This window comes from Nocardioides sp. JCM 18998 (assembly GCF_055391535.1).
The window spans coordinates 163,999-182,428 of the sequence record NZ_AP043886.1 but is presented as its reverse complement, the minus strand read 5'-3'; the positions used below and the strand labels follow the sequence as shown (position 1 = coordinate 182,428).

Sequence of the window (18,430 nt, the reverse complement as noted above, 5' to 3'; positions counted from 1 at the left end):
CTACCCGAGCAACCGGGCGATCAGCGGCAGCCAGGACCCGTACGGCAGGACGCTCCACGACGGTGACACGGGACGAGCCACCGGCGCCGAGCGCCACAAGGGCAGCAGCCGCACCGGAGCCCCCAGCCCGAGCATGCCCAACGGGTCCAGGTAGACGTCATCCACGTTGCGGATCCAGCCCCAGTGCAGGCAGACCGCCGGGGCGCAGTGCGATGAGGTCGCGGTGAGCGTCCCGATCACGGCACCGGCCGCGACCACAGCACCCACCGGGACGGAGGCGGTGACCGGCTCGTACGTCGTCCGGGTCTCGCCGTGGTCGATCACGACCACACCACGTCCGGCGAGCGCGCCGGCGAACGTCACCGTCCCACCCATCGCGGCCAGCACCGGCTCACCGAGCGTGCCGGCCAGATCGACCCCGCGATGGCCGGCGCCCCACGCGCGGGACGGCGGATCGAAGCCACGCACGACGGCGGGTGTCGGCGAGAGCGGCCACACCCCGGTCGGAACCGTCGCCCCGGCGCCGCCGACGGTCACGGGCCAGGCCGCGCTTGGGAGCAGGAGCAGGGCCGCGACCGCCAGGACGACGAGAAGGCGCGCGCCCGGGCGACGGATCCCACCGGTGGTGGTCGCGATGCGTTGCATGGGCCCAGCCTGGACCGGACCGCATCCGGCTGCAGCCCGCCCCGTACGGGCTGGGGAAACCCGTGCCGGAGAGCGCTCCTGTGGAGAGAAACCGGCCCGGAACGACCGCGTCGAGCCATGCCACAGCGATTGGCCCAGCCGCCGCCGGAGCGACTACGCTGGATGAAGCAGCCCTACCTGGGCTGACTTCGCGTGTCCGCAGACCGCGTCGGAGCTCTCGCTCCGGCCGCCCGCGGGCGCGGCCCCCGGTCCCCGATGACGGGGTAGGGCCGCGCGTGGACACCAGGCTCCAATAACTGGAAAAAAGGAAGAACATCATGGCAGTCGTGACCATGCGCCAGCTCCTCGAGAGCGGCGTCCACTTCGGACACCAGACCCGTCGCTGGAACCCGAAGATGAAGCGCTTCATCATGACCGAGCGCAACGGCATCTACATCATCGACCTGCAGCAGTCGCTGGCCTACATCGACCGCTCGTACGCCTTCGTCAAGGAGACCGTCGCCAAGGGCGGCACCATCCTGTTCGTCGGCACCAAGAAGCAGGCCCAGGAGGCGATCGCCGAGCAGGCGACCCGCGTCGGCCAGCCCTACGTCAACCAGCGTTGGCTCGGCGGCATGCTCACCAACTTCCAGACCGTCGCGCAGCGGATCAACCGCCTCAAGGAGCTCGAGCTCCTCGACTTCGACGACGTCGCCGGCTCCGGCCGCACCAAGAAGGAGCTCCTCCAGCTCCGTCGCGAGAAGGACAAGCTCGAGAAGACCCTCGGCGGTCTGCGCGACATGACGCGTACCCCCTCGGCCGTCTGGGTCGTCGACACCAAGAAGGAGCACCTCGCCATCGAGGAGGCTCGCAAGCTCAAGATCCCGGTCGTCGGCATCCTGGACACCAACTGCGACCCCGACGAGGTCGACTTCCCGATCCCGGGTAACGACGACGCGATCCGCGCCGTCAGCCTGCTGACCCGCGTCGTCGCCGACGCCGTCGCCGAGGGCCTCGTCGCCCGCTCCGGCGCCAAGGGTGCCGAGGCCGCCGAGCCGCTCGCCGAGTGGGAGCAGGAGCTCCTCGCCCCGGCCGAGGGCACCGAGACCGCCGCTGAGGCTGCTCCGGCCGAGACCGCCGCTGAGGCTGCTCCGGCCGAGGCCGCCGCTGAGGCTGCTCCGTCGGAGGCCGCTGCCGAGGCTCCGGCCGAGGCCTGATCCACGCCTGCCCACCCGTACACACCACGTACTAAGGACAAGACATGGCTTACACCGCTGCCGACGTCAAGAAGCTCCGTGAGCTCACGCAGGCCGGCATGATGGACTGCAAGAAGGCGCTCGACGAGTCCGACGGCGACTTCGACAAGGCCGTCGAGCTGCTCCGCGTCAAGGGTGCCGCCAAGGCTGCCGCCCGTGCCGCCGAGCGCGAGGCCTCCGCTGGGCTGGTCGCCTCCTCGGGCGGCGCCCTGATCAGCCTCAAGGCCGAGACGGACTTCGTCGCGAAGAACGAGGCGTTCGTCAACGCCGCCCAGGCGATCGCGGACGCCGCGAACGCCAACAAGGTCGGCGACGCCGAGGCGCTCAAGGCTGTCGCGCTCGGCGACTCGACGGTCGGCGAGACCGTCGAGGAGCTCGCCCGTACCATCGGCGAGAAGATCGAGCTCGGCGAGGTCGCGTACTTCGAGGGCAACACCACGGTCTACCTGCACAAGAAGGCCTCCGACCTGCCCCCGACCCTCGGCGTCCTCGTCGAGTACACGGGTGACGAGGCTGCCGCCAAGCAGGCCGCCCAGCAGGCCGCCGCCCTCAAGGCCCAGTTCCTCACCGCCGACCAGGTCCCCGCGGACGTCGTCGAGGCCGAGAAGAACGTCCTCACCAAGAAGACGCTCGAGGAGGGCAAGCCCGAGGCTGCCGTCGCCAAGATCGTCGAGGGCCGCATCGGCGCCTTCTTCAAGGAGATCGTCCTGCTCGACCAGGAGTCGGTCTTCGAGTCGAAGAAGTCGGTCAAGCAGGTCCTGGACGCGGCCGGCACCACGGTGACCCGCTTCGCCCGCTTCGAGGTCGGTCTCTGATCTGACGAATCATGGCACGCACCTGGCGGCGTTGTCGGCCCTTCGGAGGCCGCTCCGCCTAAGGCCCGCCCGAAGATGGGTACAGCGGGACTGCGCCTTGCCAGGCACGCACCCTGAGCCGACAGATTCGCAAGGACCAACAAGCAACACGTAGGAGGCCGGTCCGATGACACACGTCGTGTTCATCGGACCGGCCTTCGCCGTACCCTCACTCTCATACACCCCGCGGAAGGACCACATGTGACCGGTTACAAGCGAGTGCTGCTCAAGCTCTCCGGCGAGGTGTTCGGTGGAGGCAAGGTGGGAGTCGATCCCATCGTCGTGGAGAAGGTCGCCCGCGAGATCAAGGCGGTCGCCGAATCCGGTGTGCAGATCGCGGTCGTGACCGGCGGCGGCAACTTCTTCCGAGGTGCCGAGCTGCAGCAGAGCGGCATGGAGCGCTCCCGCGCCGACTACATGGGCATGCTGGGCATCGTGATGAACTGCCTGGCCCTCCAGGACTTCCTCGAGCGGATGGGCGTGGACACCCGTGTCCAGACCGCCATCACCATGGGTCAGGTCGCCGAGCCGTACATCCCCCGCAAGGCGATGCGCCACATGGAGAAGGGTCGCGTCGTGATCTTCGGCGCCGGCATGGGCATGCCGTACTTCTCTACCGACACGGTCGCGGTCCAGCGCGCGCTGGAGAACCAGTGCGACGCGGTCCTGGTGGCCAAGTCCGGCGTCGACGGTGTCTACTCCGCCGACCCGAACAAGGACGCGAGCGCTGTCAAGTACGACGTGCTCACCTACGAGCAGGCCCTCACCGAGGGACTGCAGATCATGGACCAGACGGCGTTCGCCCTGTGCGGGGAGAACAAGCTGCCGATGGTCGTCTTCGGCATGGAGCCCGAGGGCAACATCCTGCGCGTCGTGCAGGGTGAGAAGATCGGTACGCTCGTCAGCGCAGGCTGACGCAGCAGCAGGACGAACGCGACTAGGAGCGACATGGCGATCAACGACATCCTCAACGAGGCCGACGACAAGATGGGCAAGTCCGTCGACGCGACCCGTGAGGACTTCAACACGATCCGCGCCGGCCGCATCACGCCCGCCGTCTTCAACAAGCTCAGCGCCGACTACTACGGCTCGCAGACGCCGCTGCAGGGCCTGGCGACCTTCACCTCCCAGGACGCCCGCACGATCCTGATCGCGCCGTTCGACGCCTCCGCGATGCCTGCCATCGAGAAGGCGATCCGCGACTCCGACCTCGGCATCAACCCGTCCAACGACGGCAAGGTGCTGCGCGCGGTGTTCCCGGAGCTCACCGAGGAGCGCCGCAAGGAGTTCGTGAAGCAGGCCAAGGAGAAGGCCGAGAAGGGCCGCATCTCGGTTCGCCAGGTCCGCCAGAAGGCCAAGCAGAACCTCGAGCAGCTCGAGAAGGACGGCGAGGTCAGCAAGGACGACGTCGCCGGCGCCGAGAAGAAGCTCGACACGACCACCAAGAAGCACACCGACGCCATCGATGCCCTCCTGAAGAGCAAGGAGGCCGAGCTCCTCGAGGTCTGAGGAGCTCGACCTGAGATGGTGGGTACGACGGACCCCGCCGCACCCCCGCCCCAGAAGGACTACGGCCGCGCCGGCCGCAACGTCCCGGTGTCGATCGCCTCGGCGATCGTGCTCCTGGCCGCGGTCGGCGTGACCCTGTTCTTCTGGAAGACGGCGTTCATCGGCCTCGTCGCGCTCTGCCTGATCGCCGGCATCTGGGAGCTGCGCCGCGGCATGCTGGCCAAGGACGTCGACCTGCCCGAGCAGCCGCTGATGCTCGGCGGCGTCGTGATGATCGGCGTCGCCTACTTCTGGGGCGCCGACGCCCTCGTCACCGCGACCGCGGTGACGGCGCTGGCGACGATGCTGTGGCTGCTGCGCCGCGGCGTGGACGGCTACGTCCGTACGGCGACGGCGTCGGTCTTCGCGATCGTCTACCTGCCGTTCCTGGGCTCCTTCGTGGCCCTGATGCTGCGCGAGGGCGGCACGTGGCGGGAGACCGGCATCGACGCCGGTGTGAAGGGCATCATCACCTTCGTGCTGATCACGGTCGCCTCCGACGTAGGCGGCTTCGTCGCCGGGGTGCTCTTCGGCAAGCACCCCATGGCTCCGGTGATCTCGCCGAAGAAGTCCTGGGAGGGCTTCGCCGGCTCCGCTATCGCGACCGTCGCGTCCGGTATCGCGCTGGTGGTGTGGCTGCTCGACGGCGACTGGTACGTCGGGGTCGCCCTCGGCGTCATCGCGGTCGTGATGGCCGTCCTCGGCGATCTCGTCGAGTCCGTGATCAAGCGCGACCTCGGCGTCAAGGACATGAGCCAGATCATCCCCGGCCACGGCGGCATCATGGACCGGCTCGACTCGCTGCTGGCCACGATCGCACCGATCTGGCTGCTGCTCCACTACGCGGTCTTCTGAGGCTGGTACGCCCCGATCCCGTGTTCCGCACGGTGATTCCTGGGCCGGAGGAATACGGTTGCCCCATGGATGAGCAGGTGCTGAGTGACGTGGAGGACGAGGGCGCATCCGAGCCCGAGTCCGTCCCCGCGCCCGACTGGTGGCACCGCGACCACCCGACCTTCGCGGCCCTGACCGGCTTCTACGCCGGCCTGGTCTTCGCGATCGTCGTCCCGGGCCTGTACGCCGCCATCCTGGCCGCGGTCGTCGGTCAGGACCGGGCGGAGGACCTGTTCCCGTTCGTCCTGGTGACGCTGATCGTCCCCGTGCTGCTGGTGATCCTTCAGCGCACCCGCCGCCTCGGCCTCTACATGTGGCTCGGGATGATCAGCACCGCTGTGGTGGTGGTCGGCGTCGGCGGCGGCGTCTTCTGGTACATGGTCGAGCACGGCTGAGCCGCACGCGTCCGGTGGGACCGGGCGGCTCAGTCGACGTTGACGACGATCCCGGTCAGCCCGCTGAGCACGGAGGCGACGCCGGCGCGCAGCGCTCGTCCGGCACGCTCCGGGGTGAAGGTGCTCGGGTCGTACGCCTCCGGCAGGCCGAGACCCTCGCCGCGGTACATCGCGCCGACCCAGTCGGCCGCGGTGACGTTGTGCGTCGGCTCGGCGATCTGAGCGCCGAGGATGAGGAAGCTGGTGTCGGGGTTCGGCGCGCTGACCATGGCGAGGGGATCGGCCAGGCCGTTGCCGACACTGATCACCAGATCGGCGTCGGCGTCGATGGCACGCTGGATCGTCGAGACGTACGTCGCCGGTCGGCGCGCGACGTGCTCGCTGACCGTGGCACCGACACTTCGAGCCCATGATGTGACGGCGGTGTGCAGCACCTCCGTCTGCTCGGCGGAGTCGGACGGTACGCCGTCGACGACGAGCGCGACCTGGTAGCCGGCTGCGGGGCGTACCTCGTCCCACGAGCCCGGCGTCGGCTCGATGGTCCCCTCCGGCGGCGGCGGGCCGGACGGGTCGTCCCAGAAGCCGGCGCCGAGTGTGCCGACCGCCTGCGGTGCGCGCGAGGGCTCCCAGGTGGGAGCGGCGGAGGTGTCTGTGCCGCAGGCAGCGAGGGACAGGAGAGCGCCGAGGGCGACAGCAGGAAGGGCGGAACGACGCAGCACGGGGCACTTCCTACCGGACCGCAGCCCCCGGTTTCCAACCGAAAGCCGGGCGTCGCCGAGGACGCCTCCGCCGTTAACTGATCGTTAACTGACTACCGAGAATCTTCGCCGGTCATGTTGCGATCACGTTCCTTCCTTCTTGCTGCCATCGTCGGTCTCCTCGCCGTTGCGGGCATCGCCGCCCCCGCTGGGGCCCACGGGTTCACCACCGTCGTCTATGCGGACATCACCGCACCCGCGGCCGACACCGTCCGGGTCGACCTCGGGCTCGAGTACGACCTGCTGCTCGTCTCCGTCGCCGACTCCCAGAAGGACGATCCCTTCTACCGCGAGGGCCAGCCCGCCTGGGACGACGCGGACTTCGACGGGATGAAGGCCGCGCTCGCCGACCACCGCGCCTCGGTCGAGAGCTATGTGGCCGAGCGCTTCACGGTGACGTACGCAGGGGCGGCCTGCGCGCCCACGCTCGATGACGCGGTGGACGTCGTGCTGAACAAGGAGCAGGACGTTCCGTACGCGGACCTCACGGTCGACTACGCCTGCCCGGCCGACGCCGATGCCGACGTCCTCGGGACCGGTCACATCGTCTCCTCGACGCTCTTCGGCGACGACGAGGGCTACGTCAAGGGCGCGAAGACGATCGTCACCTACGACATCGACGACCGCACCGGCACGGCCGGCCTGGACAGCGAGCACCCGTCGTTCTCGACCAAGCAGAGCTGGCAGCAGCGGTTCTGGGAGTTCTGGCGCCTCGGCGCCGAGCACCTGCTCAAGGGCCTGGACCACATGCTCTTCCTGACCGCTCTGATCATCGGCTCGCGCCGGCTGCGCGAGATCGTGCTCGCCGCGACGACCTTCACCCTGGCCCACTCGACCACGCTGATCCTGGCGGCCTTCGGCGTGGTGCACGGCTCGGCCGATGTGATCGAGCCCCTGATCGCGCTCTCCATCGCAGCGACCGCCGCCTGGTACCTCTGGCGGGTCTGGCGGCGCGGTGAGCACGCCACCGATCTCGACGTCGCGGGCAAGGGCCACTTCGCCCTGGACCGCGCCGGGTGGAGCCGGCTGGTGATCGTCTTCGGGTTCGGCCTGATCCACGGCATGGGCTTCGCCGGCGCCCTCGGCATCGATCACGCGTGGTCGTGGCAGCTGCTCTCGTCGCTGCTGATCTTCAACATCGGCATCGAATCGGTCCAGATCGGCCTCATCGTGCTGATCTTCCCGGTGCTGATGCTGCTGCGGCACCGGGCGCCGCGTACGGCGCTGTGGCTCTCCTCGGCGATCGCACTCGCGGTCTCGCTGATCGGCCTGATCTGGTTCGGGCAGCGCATCTTCGGCTTCGAGCTGATCGGCGAGGGCGGCTGAATTCACGCGGAGTACGTGAAGACGTCCCTGGGGAGACTCGCGCCGGAACCACTCAGTTAGCCAGGTATTTACCAGGTTTCAGCAAGGTTCACGGGAAAGCGTCCCCTCGTTTCACTCGAAAAGGAACCTTCATGAAGCTCAACAACACGCCCCGCTTCCGCCGGGCTGTTGCACTCAGTGCGTGCACGCTCACCGCGGCCGCCGGCCTGTCCATCTGGGGTGTCACCGCCGCCAGCGCGTCGGGCGAGAAGCCGCTCGACATCGTCCTCGGGGTCGGCACCGACGCGTCCCAGAAGGTCGTCAACTGGTACTACCCGACGGGTGCCCAGCAGGCGATCTGGATCAACGAGGGCGCGTCCTTCGACCCCGCCATCGCGAAGAAGGTCACGGCGGTCTCCGCCAAGAACGACGTCAGCGACGTCGCGTCGACGCACAACAAGAACGACGACGGCACCACCTTCACCTACACGCCGCAGTCGGGCTACTACAACGCCCACGTGGCGCTGCGCGACCTCGAGCCGGACACCAAGTACACCTACCGCGTAGGTGCCGCAGACGGCTCGGGCGTCTCGTCGGACTACACCTTCTACACCGGCACCACCAGCGACGACTTCACCTTCGCCGCCTTCGGTGACCCGCAGATCGGCTCGTCGGGCTACGCCCACAACGACGGTCGCGGCTGGGCCAAGACGCTCGATTACATCGCAGCGCACGACCCGCAGACCGAGCTCCTGGTCTCGACGGGTGACCAGATCGAGACCGCCAACGACGAGCTGGACTGGTCCAACTGGGCCGACCCGGACAACTCGGCGGCCGGCGACGGCACCTCGATCAGCCCGGTGCTCAAGCAGGTCACCTACGCCCCGCAGATCGGCAACCACGAGTCCAGCGGCCGCGCGTACCACCAGCACTTCACCCCGCCGAACGAGGACGACAACACGCTCTACGGCGGCTCGGCCACGACGCCCGGTGGTGACTACTGGTACACCTACAAGGACGTCCTGTTCATCGACATCAACTCCAACGCGTACGCCGGTGGCTCGGACGCTGCCCACGCCGCGTACATCAAGGACGTCGTCGCCAACCACGGCACCGGCACCAAGTGGCAGGTCGTGGTCTTCCACCACGCCATCTACTCGCCGGCCAGCCACGCCAACGACGCCGACAACAGCCAGCGCCGTAAGGACCTGCCGTACGCCCTGTCGAAGCAGGGCATCGACCTGGTCCTCCAGGGCCACGACCACGCCTACTCGCGGTCGTACGAGCTGAAGGCCGACACCGAGGGCGTCGGCAGCAGCCGCGCCAAGGCGTCCGAGCAGCCGGGTGCCGAGGCGATCCAGACCGGGCCGGGTGGCGTCATCTACGTGACCGCCGACTCGGCCTCGGGCTCGAAGTACTACGACCTGACGGCGCCCACCACGGCGAACGGCAGCGACTTCCTCGCCGACACGACCAACACGAGCAAGAACGACGCCAACCAGGAGCGTCACTGGGCCAACTCGGTGGAGAGCCAGCCGTACACGCCCACCTACATCCAGGTGAAGGTCACCGCGACCGGTCTCGACGTCAAGAACATCGCGTCGCAGGACTACAACGACGCCGCGAACTCGGCCTACCAGCACACCAGCGGCATCAAGGCGAAGGCCGACCTCGGTGACAAGCGCGAGAGCGACTCGACCAAGATCCACCACTACCAGACCCCGGGCGCGCTCTCGGACAAGTTCTCGATCACTGGCGGCAACACCAACGCGTTCCCGCCCTCGGGCGTCAAGACCGAGACGGTGACCCTCCCGGGGTCGACCGTCACGGTGACCGCCTCCCCGTCGGCGGCACCGACCGTGGCCGTCACCGTGCCGGGCGCGGCGAGCACCGTCACCGCGACGGCCACCGCGACGGCGACCGTGACCAACACGGTCGTCATCGAGAAGCAGGTCGACAAGAAGATCAACCAGCTCACCAAGAAGATCAAGCACGCCAAGGGCGCGAAGAAGGCCAACCTGAAGGCCCAGCTCGCCGCCTACCAGCAGATCAAGGGCTCGTTCTGATCGATCCGCCGAAGCGGTCGTAGGGACCGCGAACGGCACAGCCTGTGGCCGGCCCCGGAGCTTCGGGGCCGGCCACAGCGCATTCATAGCCAGGTTTTTTCATGGCACCCTTCATCCTCCGTACGAATTTCCACGGCGCTGTGTTCGGGACCCTCCGACACAGTCACTCCCGCCTCCCGAGGGACGGGCGGCGGACAGGGGTTCAGGATGGGGTTCGCCGCTCGTGGCGCGACCGTGCGGACGGTCGGTGCCACCGTCGTGGTCGGCATGCTCGGTCTCGGCATGCTCTCGACGGCTTCCGCGGACGAGGCGACCGGCACCGCCGACGTCGCCGGCACACCGGTCAACGTCGGCCAGGCGGCCTGCGGCAACGGCTGGGCGGGCGGCAGCGCCGGCGGTCTGACCTTCGCGCTGTGGAACTCCTCGACACTCGTGCAGGAGGTGCAGCTGCAGGATGTCTCCTCCCGGAAGATCTTCCTCGACGTCGAGGACCTCGGAGTCGGTACGACCCGGTCGGTCACGCTCGCACTCCCGGCCGGCCGCTACCGGTTCCTGTGCATGGGTGGCGCCGAGGGGCAGTCGTACGCGAGCACCCCGTGGGAGCTCACCGGCGACTACGCCGGCGCCACCACCCCGGGCGTGCTGCCGACCATCGAGACAGACTTCATCAAGCCGGTCAACGACTACAGCGCGTGGACGGCGGGGCAGCTCGTCCACCTCAAAGCGGACGTCGCCGCGCTCTCCGTGACCCTGCGGCGCGGCGACCTGCTCGCCGCGCGCACGGCGTGGAAGACGGCCCAGCGCCAGTACCTCCTGCTCGGCGCCGCGTACGACGCCTTCGGTGACCTCGGCGACGCGATCGACTCGCCCGTCACGCCGGGCGTCGCGCCGTTGACCGACCCCGAGCTGGTCGGCCTGCCGAAGCTCGAGGCGGTGCTCTGGCACGCCCGGCCGGTGGCCAGGGTGAAGCGGGCGGGCACGTCCACGAAGCAATACCGGAAGGCGGTCCGGGCCGCCAACCGCGCCCGGGCCCGACTGACGCGCTACCTTCGCAAGAGCGCCGTGCCGGTCTCGGCCGCGCTGGGCACCGCGGTCGGGACGCTCGCCTCGGAGTTCAACAACCCGGTCCAGCCGTCGAACACCGACATGGGCCTGCGCAGCCACGAGATCCTCGAGGACGCGCTGCGCTTCGAGCTGACCCTGCGCGACGATGCGGGCGCGCATCTCACCCTGTTCGACATCGACGCGATGGTCGACGCGACCCGGGACATCATGGCGCCGCTGCGCGAGCTGCTGGAGAAGCGCGACCCGGACCTCAAGAACAGCGACGCATGGCTGGCCCGCCTCAAGGCGTACGTCGACGCGTTCCACCACACCGCGACCGACACCTGGACGCCGTACCAGAGCCTGTCCGTCGCCCAGAAGCGGAAGCTGGAGTCCATCCTGAGCCAGACACTCGAGTACCAGTCCGAGATCGCTGTCGACCTCGACCCGGTGCAGGCGGGACCCGCATGAGCCGCCCGCCGTTCGACGTCAGCCGCCGCGGCCTCTTCGGCAGCGCGATCGCCGCCGCGGCCCTGGGCGGGGGAGCGGTCGCGGCCGTCGCCGGCTCAGCGCACGGCGCTGACACCTCCGCTGCGACGGACTCCTCCGACACCGTCTACCCGTTCGAGGGTGCACACCAGCAGGGCATCGTGACGCCGACACAAGCCGCGGCCGCCTACCTCGCCTTCGACGTCGAGGCGGCCGATCGCGCCGAGCTGCAGGCCATGTTCAAGACCCTGACGGCGCAGGCCCGTTGGCTCACGGCGGGTGGCATCGCGCCAGACTCCGGCATGACGGCCACCGCGCTGGACAACGGTGTCCTCGGCGGTCCCTCGACGCCCGCCGACGGCCTCACCATCACCGTCAGCGTCGGTGCCGGCCTGTTCGACGGCCGCTACGGCCTGGCCTCGCGCAAGCCACGCCGGCTGAGCGTGATGCCGGCCTTCGATGACGACCTGCTCGACCGGTCGATCTGCGACGGCGACCTGCTCATCCAGGTCTGCGCCGACCACCAGGACACCGTCAACCGGGCACTGCGGATCCTGCTGCGCGAGACCCGCGGCGCGCTCGCGGTGCGCTGGCGCCAGGACGGGTTCCAGTCGCCGTCGCGGCCGGACGGCGCCCCACGCAACCTGATGGGCTTCAAGGACGGTACGGCCAACTCCGCGATCACCCCCGACACGTACGACGACCTCGTCTGGACCCACGGCGGTGGCAGCGAGCCGGCCTGGGTCGAGGGCGGCAGCTACCACGTGGTCCGCAAGATCCGGATCCTCGTGGAGTTCTGGGACCGCATCTCGGTGCGGGAGCAGAACACGCTGATCGGTCGCGACAAGGTCACCGGCGCCCCGCTGACGGGCAGCAAGGAGACCGACCAGCCGGACTTCAACACCGAGCTCAAGGGCGACGCCATCGCCCTCGGCGCTCACATACGTCTCGCGGCCGACTCCGGCCGATCGGCGACCTCCGGCCAGCGGATGCTCCGCCGCGGCTACAACTACGACGCCGGCATGGACGACAACGGCAACCTCGACATGGGGTTGCTCTTCACGACGTTCAACCAGGACCTCGAGCGCCAGTTCGCCACGGTCCAGCGTCGCCTCGCGGGGGAGTCGCTCGCCGACTACATCCTCCCTGTCGGGGGCGGCTACTTCTTCGCTCTGCCCGGTGTGCAGGGGAGCGACGACTGGCTTGGTCGGGAGATGTTCGCCTGAGGGCCGGGCTGCCACCCGACCCCCAGGCTTCTGTCGGTCATTGATGAGGGACACCTACAACCGAAAGGCTCATTATTCCCATGAGTAACAAGAAGTCTGCTCGCCTGCGCGTTGCGGCGAGCGCCGGCGTCGCGGCTGCGGCGGTGGTGGGAGGCTCCCTGGCCTTCACCGCGCCTCAGACGCAGGCCGCCGCGCTGCCATCGGTCTCGGGCAACAAGATCCAGCACGTGGTCGTCCTCTTCGACGAGAACATCTCGTTCGACCACTACTTCGGTACCTACCCGTACGCCGCCAACACCGGCGGCCCGTCGTTCACCGCGAAGACCGGCACGGCCGGCCTCCCGGGCTCGACCCAGACCATCACCAACTTCACCGGCTCCAACGCCGGCCTGCTGGGTCTGAACGGCAGCACCGTGTCGAACACGGTCGTCCCGGGTGCCAACGGCGCCGCCGGCACCAACCCCAACTCGGTGGCCCCGTTCCGCCTCGGCTTCGACCAGGCCTGGACCTGCTCGCAGGGCCACGGCTACCTCGCCGAGCAGAAGGCCGTCCTCGGGTCGGCGACCACCGCTCCGGGCAACATGGACAAGTTCGTGGAGAACACGTCCTCGGCCTCGACCTGTGCGAACACGGCTGCCACCGCTCCGGCCGGCAACTCGGAGTTCGGCCGCAACGGACTGTCGATGTCCTACACCGACGGCAACGTGGTCACGGGCCTGTGGAACTACGCGCAGAACTACGCGCTGAGCGACAACTCGTGGGCCAACAACTTCGGTCCGTCGACCGTCGGCGCCGAGAACGTCGCCGGTGGCTCGACCGCCGGGGCCAAGCTCTACTACACCACCGGCACGGTCATCGACACCGTGACCGGCTACCCGTTCAACTCGGGTGACACGGCCACCGCCAGCGACCCGACCGTCACGGTCACCGCCGACAACTACCTGAGCTACCCGGTCAAGGCGAACAACGCCGACAGCACCGATGCGACCCCGATCGTCAAGGCCGGCGCCAGCACCGACCCGACGGGCAAGCAGCCGAGCGTCGCCGGCACGGTCGACGGCCTCACGTGGGTCGACGCGAACGATCACAGCCAGGGTGTCGTCGGATCGATCACGGGCGACCCGACCCCGGCCGGCGACATCTGCCCCGACGCCTCGGTCGCTGCGCAGATGCAGGGCCAGAGCGTGGGCGACCTGCTCTCGAAGAACAACGTCACGTGGGGCTCCTTCATGGGTGGCTTCCACGACGACTCGGTCCCGGCCGTCACCAGCGGCACGGACTCGGCCGACATCTCCGGCGTCTGCAACTTCGGCAAGACCCGCACCAAGAACCCGGACGGCGACCCGCTCGACGTCGTCAACACCACGGGTGACTACAACGCCCACCACGCGCCGTTCATGTACTACGCCTCGACGGCCAACCCGCTCCACGTCGCTCCGGCCAACGGCGCCGAGGTCGGCAAGGACGGTGCCGCCAAGCACGAGTACGACCTCAACTGGTTCTACAAGGCGGTCGACAACCAGGACGGCGCCACCCTGCCGTCGGTCTCCTACCTGCGCCCGATCCGCGCCGAGGACGCCCACGGCGGCAACTCGGACCCGCTGGACGAGCAGCACTTCCTCGTCCGCACGATCAACGCGATCGAGAAGTCCTCGTACTGGCCCAACACCGCGATCGTGATCGCGTACGACGACTCGGACGGCTTCTACGACCAGGTCGCCCCCACCATCCTCAACGGCACCAACGACAACAGCACGGCTCAGAACACGGCCGTCTGCACCTCGCCGGCCAACACCTCGGCGGCCATGGACGCCGGCGACTGGGCGGACCGCTGCGGACCGTCGCAGCGTCTGCCGCTCCTCGTCATCTCGCCGTACGCCAAGCAGAACTTCATCGACCACCAGCGGTCGGCGCAGTCCTCGGTCGTCAGCTTCATCGAGGACAACTTCCTCGGCGGCCAGCGTGTCGACGACGAGCAGACCGGTCTCGCCGACAGCGCCTCGTTCGACGCCTACTCCGACGGAAGCACGCCGCAGTACAGCGACCTGAAGGAGATGTTCGACTTCGGCGCGGCTCCGCACCTGACGCCGGTCCTGCTGAACAAGGACGGCTCGGTTCAGCCGGCGAGCAGCACGGGTGGCACGACCGGTGGCACCACGGGTGGCACGACCGGTGGGACGACGGGTGGCACCACGGGCGGTACGACGGGTGGGACGACCGGTGGCACCACGGGCGGTACGACGGGTGGGACGACGGGTGGCACCACGAAGCTCAAGCAGGCCCAGCACGTCCTGGCCAAGGACAAGAACACCCTGGCCAAGGACAAGAAGGCGCTGAAGCACGCGAAGGGCGCCCGGAAGGCCAAGCTCAAGAAGGCCATCAAGAAGCTCAACGCCAAGGTGAAGAGGGACCAGAAGGCAGTCAAGGCTGCTCGCTGATCCGATTCGCAGCACCTGAACGAGCGCAGCGGCCCCGCCAGCCCCGGGGCCGCTGTCGCATTTCGTCCGGCGTTGCCTGCCGATGGGAGAATGGTTCGGTGAGTGCCGTGAACCCGAAGCCGCTGCCGCTCGTCTTCGACGCCCCCAAGGGCCGCGGCAAGCCCCCGCGCCACCTCGCCGATCTCTCGCTCGCCGAGCGTCTCGAGGCCGCCAAGGCCGCCGGACTGCCCGGCTTCCGCGCCAAGCAGCTCTCCGTGCACTACTTCGAGCGACTGGTCCACGACCCCGACCAGATGACCGACCTTCCGGCCGCCCAACGCGCCGACCTGGTCAGCACCTTCCTGCCCGACCTGATGAACCCGATCCGGGAGCAGACCGCGGACAAGGGCACCACGGTCAAGACGCTGTGGAAGCTCTTCGACGGCTCCCTGGTCGAGTCGGTGCTGATGCGCTACACCGAGCGCGCCACCATCTGCATCTCCTCCCAGGCCGGCTGCGGCATGGCCTGTCCGTTCTGCGCGACCGGTCAGGGTGGCCTGCAGCGCAACATGTCGACCGCCGAGATCGTCCACCAGGTCGTCGTCGGCGCCCGCGCGATGGCCAACGGCGACATCGCGGGGGGACCGGGTCGCCTCTCCAACGTGGTCTTCATGGGCATGGGCGAGCCGCTGGCCAACTACAAGGCGGTCGTGGGCGCGGTGCAGCGACTGACCTCGCCGGCGCCCGACGGCCTCGGTCTCTCCGCGCGCCACGTCACCGTCTCCACGGTCGGCCTGGTGCCGCGGATCAAGCAGCTCGCGACCGAGGGCATCCCTGTCACGCTCGCGCTGAGCCTGCACGCTCCCGACGACGAGCTGCGCAACGACCTCGTCCCGATCAACACCCGCTACTCGGTCGCCGAGACGGTCGAGGCGGCGTACGAGTTCTTCGAGAAGACCGGCCGGCGCGTCTCGATCGAGTACGCCATGATGCGCGGCATCAACGACCAGGCATTCCGGGCCGACCTGCTCGCCGACGTCCTGGCGGGCGAGGGTCGCGGCACCGGCTGGGTCCACATCAACCTCATCCCGCTCAACGAGGTCCCCGGTTCCCAGTTCACCCGCTCGTTCGACGAGGACATGGACGAGTTCGTCCGCCGCCTCGAGGCGAAGGGCCTCTCGACCACCATCCGCGACACCCGCGGCTCCGAGATCGACGCCGCCTGCGGCCAGCTCGCCGCCAGCGAGTAGCACTCGCCACAATGGCGGGGTGCTGCTCTTCGATGACATCGCCGCCGAGTACCTCGACTTCGCGTCCTACGCCGAGGGGGACTCACCGACCTTCGCCGACTGGGCGACGGCGGTGGCGAGCGACGCCGACGTGCTGGGGTGGCTGGACCGGCTGCCGGCGATCAAGCACCAGCCCAACCTGGTCTTCGCCGCGGCCCGGTTCCACGGCGTCGCCGCACCCGGCCCGTACGCCGGACTGCGGGAGGCGCTGCTCGGGGCTGACGGTGCTGCGATCCGCGAGACGATCCTGACCCACGCGACCCAGACCAACGAGGTCGGCCGGCTGGCCACGCTGCTGCCGGTCCTCGCGAGCATCGAGGGACCGCTGGCCCTCCTCGAGGTGGGCGCCTCGGCCGGACTGTGTCTCTATCCCGATCGTTGGGCCTACGAGTGGCGGACCGACACCGGTCCGGTGACACTCGGGACCGGTCCCGCGCTGACCTGTCGGGTCAAGGGTGAGGCGCCGCTGCCCGACCGCCTCCCGGAGATCGCCTGGCGCGGCGGCATCGACCTCCATCCCCTCGACGTGAGCAGCCCGGCGGACACGGGGTGGCTGGAGACCCTGGTCTGGCCCGAGCACGACGACCGGCGGGAGCGGCTCCGCCATGCCGTGGAGGTGGCCAGGACCGATCCTCCCATCCTCGAGCGCGGTGACCTGCTCGAGGAGCTCCCGCGCATGATCGAGCAGGCGGCGCAGCACGGCACCGTCGTGGTCTTCCACTCGGCGGTCGTGGCGTATCTGGAGCCGGCCGACCGGGCTCGCTTCGAAGACCTCATCCGCGGCCTGGTCGCGGACGGCAGGTGCCGCTGGGTCAGCAACGAGGGCAAGCGTGTGATCCCCTCGATCACGGCGACCGGTCCGGCGATCCCGGAGGAGAAGCAGACGTTCGTGCTCGGGCTGGATGGCCGGGCGCTCGCGCACGTCCACGGACACGGCCGCTCGATGCACTGGCTCGAGGCGTAGCAGCGCGAGCCGCTCACAGGACATTCACCGACTCGCCATCTACGCATCAGTAGGGCGTCGGCCACACCGTTCACCGTCGAGACATGACCGTGACCGAGCTGCCCGTCAACCGGACCCCCACCAGCGACCGGCTCCACGACCGGCTCCACGACCGGCTGCGCGTCCTGGTGGTCAGCGAGTCCTTCCTGCCTCAGATCAACGGCGTGACCAACTCCGTGCGGCGGGTGCTGGAGCATCTCGCCACCGAGGGTCACGTGGCCGAGCTGGTCGCGCCGACCGGGCCCGCCACGTACGCGGGCTTCACGGTGACCCGCGCCCGCGGCACCAGCCTCCCGTTGTACAAGGACTTCCGGATCGGGCTCGAGACCCGCCGCCGCCTGCGCGGCGTGATGCGGCGCTTCCGGCCCGACGTCGTCCACATCGCCTCGCCCGCCACCCTCGGATACCAGGCGGCCAAGGTCGCCGCCGAGCTCGGCATCCCGAGCGTGGCCATCTATCAGACCGACATGGTGGGCTTCGCCCAGCGCTACGAGCAGAAGTACGGCATCCCGGGCGGCTCGCGCGCGATGGCCGCGCTCACCCGCAAGATCCACCTCAAGGTCGATCGCACCCTGGCCCCGAGCACCGCGAGCCTCACCCAGCTCGACCAGCTCGGCGTGCCCCGTACGGTGCTGTGGCCGCGCGGCGTCGACGTCGAGACGTTCCACCCCTCTCGGATCGACCGCGCGCTGCGTGCCCGGGTGGCGCCAGACGGCCAGCTGATCGTCGGCTACGTCGGTCGCCTCGCCGCCGAGAAGGAACTGCCCCTCCTCACCCATCTCGCCCACGACGACCGCTACGCGCTGGTCATCGTCGGCGCAGGCCCCGAGGAGCAGCGCCTCCGGGGGCTGCTCCCCGGGGCGCACTTCCTCGGCCTGCTGCACGGCACCGAGCTCGGCGCCGCGTACGCCAGCCTCGACGTCTTCGTCCACACCGGCCGGCACGAGACCTTCTGCCAGTCCGCGCAGGAGGCGCTCGCCTCCGGCGTCCCGGTGGTCGCCCCCCGCTCCGGCGGCCCGGTCGACATCGTCGACGACGGGGTCACCGGACTGCTCTACCGTCCCGGTGACGGGGAGGACCTGCGTCGCAGCGTCGACTACCTCGCCGACGACGCCGTGCTGCGGCGCACGATGGGCCGATCGGCCCGGATCGCCGTCCAGGGTCGCTCGTGGCAGTCGATCAACGACCGCCTCATCGACCACTACCGCGAGGTCATCGACGACCGGCTCGGTCGGTTCCGCATCGCCGGCGCCGCCTGACGC

16 protein-coding genes are annotated in these 18,430 nt (G+C 69.2%); 14 read left to right on the top strand and 2 right to left on the bottom strand.

What is annotated here, in order from left to right:
• Nucleotides 1-645: a M23 family metallopeptidase gene (locus ACZ5L9_RS00865; protein WP_464532478.1), complete on the bottom strand. Its 645-nt coding sequence runs from the start codon at nt 643-645 to the stop codon at nt 1-3.
• A gap of 317 nt (nt 646-962) precedes the next feature.
• Between ACZ5L9_RS00865 and rpsB the strand changes: the two genes are divergently transcribed.
• The 6 genes from rpsB (at nt 963) to ACZ5L9_RS00835 (ending at nt 5,571) form a co-directional block, all read left to right on the top strand.
• Entirely contained in the window at nt 963-1,841 is an 879-nt protein-coding gene (rpsB, locus tag ACZ5L9_RS00860) for a 30S ribosomal protein S2 (protein ID WP_464532474.1), read from the top strand.
• 44 nt (nt 1,842-1,885) lie between these two features.
• Complete coding sequence (gene tsf, locus ACZ5L9_RS00855; protein WP_464532472.1) at nt 1,886-2,695, top strand: translation elongation factor Ts; 810 nt, start codon at nt 1,886-1,888, stop codon at nt 2,693-2,695.
• 240 nt (nt 2,696-2,935) lie between these two features.
• Nucleotides 2,936-3,649: a UMP kinase gene (pyrH, locus tag ACZ5L9_RS00850; RefSeq protein WP_464532469.1), complete on the top strand. Its 714-nt coding sequence runs from the start codon at nt 2,936-2,938 to the stop codon at nt 3,647-3,649.
• A gap of 39 nt (nt 3,650-3,688) precedes the next feature.
• The gene (gene frr, locus ACZ5L9_RS00845; RefSeq protein WP_464536776.1) at nt 3,689-4,243 is read left to right on the top strand and encodes a ribosome recycling factor; all 555 of its coding nucleotides are present in this window, start codon (nt 3,689-3,691) and stop codon (nt 4,241-4,243) included.
• Nucleotides 4,244-4,258: 15 nt separating this feature from the next.
• Nucleotides 4,259-5,137, top strand: a complete 879-nt coding sequence (locus tag ACZ5L9_RS00840) for a phosphatidate cytidylyltransferase (protein WP_464532468.1) — start codon at nt 4,259-4,261, stop codon at nt 5,135-5,137.
• A gap of 65 nt (nt 5,138-5,202) precedes the next feature.
• On the top strand, nt 5,203-5,571 hold the full coding sequence (locus tag ACZ5L9_RS00835; protein WP_464532466.1) for a hypothetical protein: 369 nt from the start codon (nt 5,203-5,205) through the stop codon (nt 5,569-5,571).
• A 29-nt stretch (nt 5,572-5,600) separates the two neighbouring features.
• Here the strand turns inward: ACZ5L9_RS00835 and ACZ5L9_RS00830 are convergent, their stop codons facing one another.
• Nucleotides 5,601-6,290: a BMP family ABC transporter substrate-binding protein gene (locus ACZ5L9_RS00830; RefSeq protein ID WP_464532464.1), complete on the bottom strand. Its 690-nt coding sequence runs from the start codon at nt 6,288-6,290 to the stop codon at nt 5,601-5,603.
• 114 nt (nt 6,291-6,404) lie between these two features.
• Between ACZ5L9_RS00830 and ACZ5L9_RS00825 the strand changes: the two genes are divergently transcribed.
• The 8 genes from ACZ5L9_RS00825 to ACZ5L9_RS00790 all read left to right on the top strand — a co-directional run bounded on the left by ACZ5L9_RS00825 (nt 6,405) and on the right by ACZ5L9_RS00790 (nt 18,427).
• Nucleotides 6,405-7,655, top strand: a complete 1,251-nt coding sequence (locus tag ACZ5L9_RS00825) for a HupE/UreJ family protein (protein WP_464532462.1) — start codon at nt 6,405-6,407, stop codon at nt 7,653-7,655.
• A 131-nt stretch (nt 7,656-7,786) separates the two neighbouring features.
• Nucleotides 7,787-9,700, top strand: a complete 1,914-nt coding sequence (locus ACZ5L9_RS00820; protein WP_464532459.1) for a purple acid phosphatase family protein — start codon at nt 7,787-7,789, stop codon at nt 9,698-9,700.
• Nucleotides 9,701-9,907: 207 nt separating this feature from the next.
• Nucleotides 9,908-11,215 carry an EfeM/EfeO family lipoprotein gene (locus ACZ5L9_RS00815; protein WP_464532455.1) on the top strand — a complete coding sequence of 436 codons (1,308 nt, stop codon included), beginning with the start codon at nt 9,908-9,910 and terminating at the stop codon, nt 11,213-11,215.
• Nucleotides 11,212-12,459 (top strand): iron uptake transporter deferrochelatase/peroxidase subunit, encoded by a 1,248-nt coding sequence (gene efeB, locus ACZ5L9_RS00810; protein ID WP_464532450.1) that lies wholly within the window; start codon nt 11,212-11,214, stop codon nt 12,457-12,459. The genes ACZ5L9_RS00815 and efeB overlap by 4 nt, the downstream gene beginning before the upstream one ends.
• An 80-nt stretch (nt 12,460-12,539) precedes the next feature.
• A complete protein-coding gene (locus tag ACZ5L9_RS00805) occupies nt 12,540-14,897 on the top strand; it encodes a phospholipase C (protein WP_464532445.1) in 2,358 nt (785 codons plus the stop codon).
• A 98-nt stretch (nt 14,898-14,995) separates the two neighbouring features.
• Nucleotides 14,996-16,126: a dual-specificity RNA methyltransferase RlmN gene (gene rlmN, locus ACZ5L9_RS00800; protein ID WP_464532442.1), complete on the top strand. Its 1,131-nt coding sequence runs from the start codon at nt 14,996-14,998 to the stop codon at nt 16,124-16,126.
• Between the two features lie 19 nt (nt 16,127-16,145).
• Nucleotides 16,146-17,129 carry a DUF2332 domain-containing protein gene (locus ACZ5L9_RS00795; protein ID WP_464532437.1) on the top strand — a complete coding sequence of 328 codons (984 nt, stop codon included), beginning with the start codon at nt 16,146-16,148 and terminating at the stop codon, nt 17,127-17,129.
• An 83-nt stretch (nt 17,130-17,212) separates the two neighbouring features.
• Nucleotides 17,213-18,427, top strand: coding sequence for a glycosyltransferase family 4 protein (locus ACZ5L9_RS00790; protein WP_464532433.1), 1,215 nt, complete (start codon nt 17,213-17,215; stop codon nt 18,425-18,427).
• Nucleotides 18,428-18,430 lie beyond the last annotated feature (3 nt).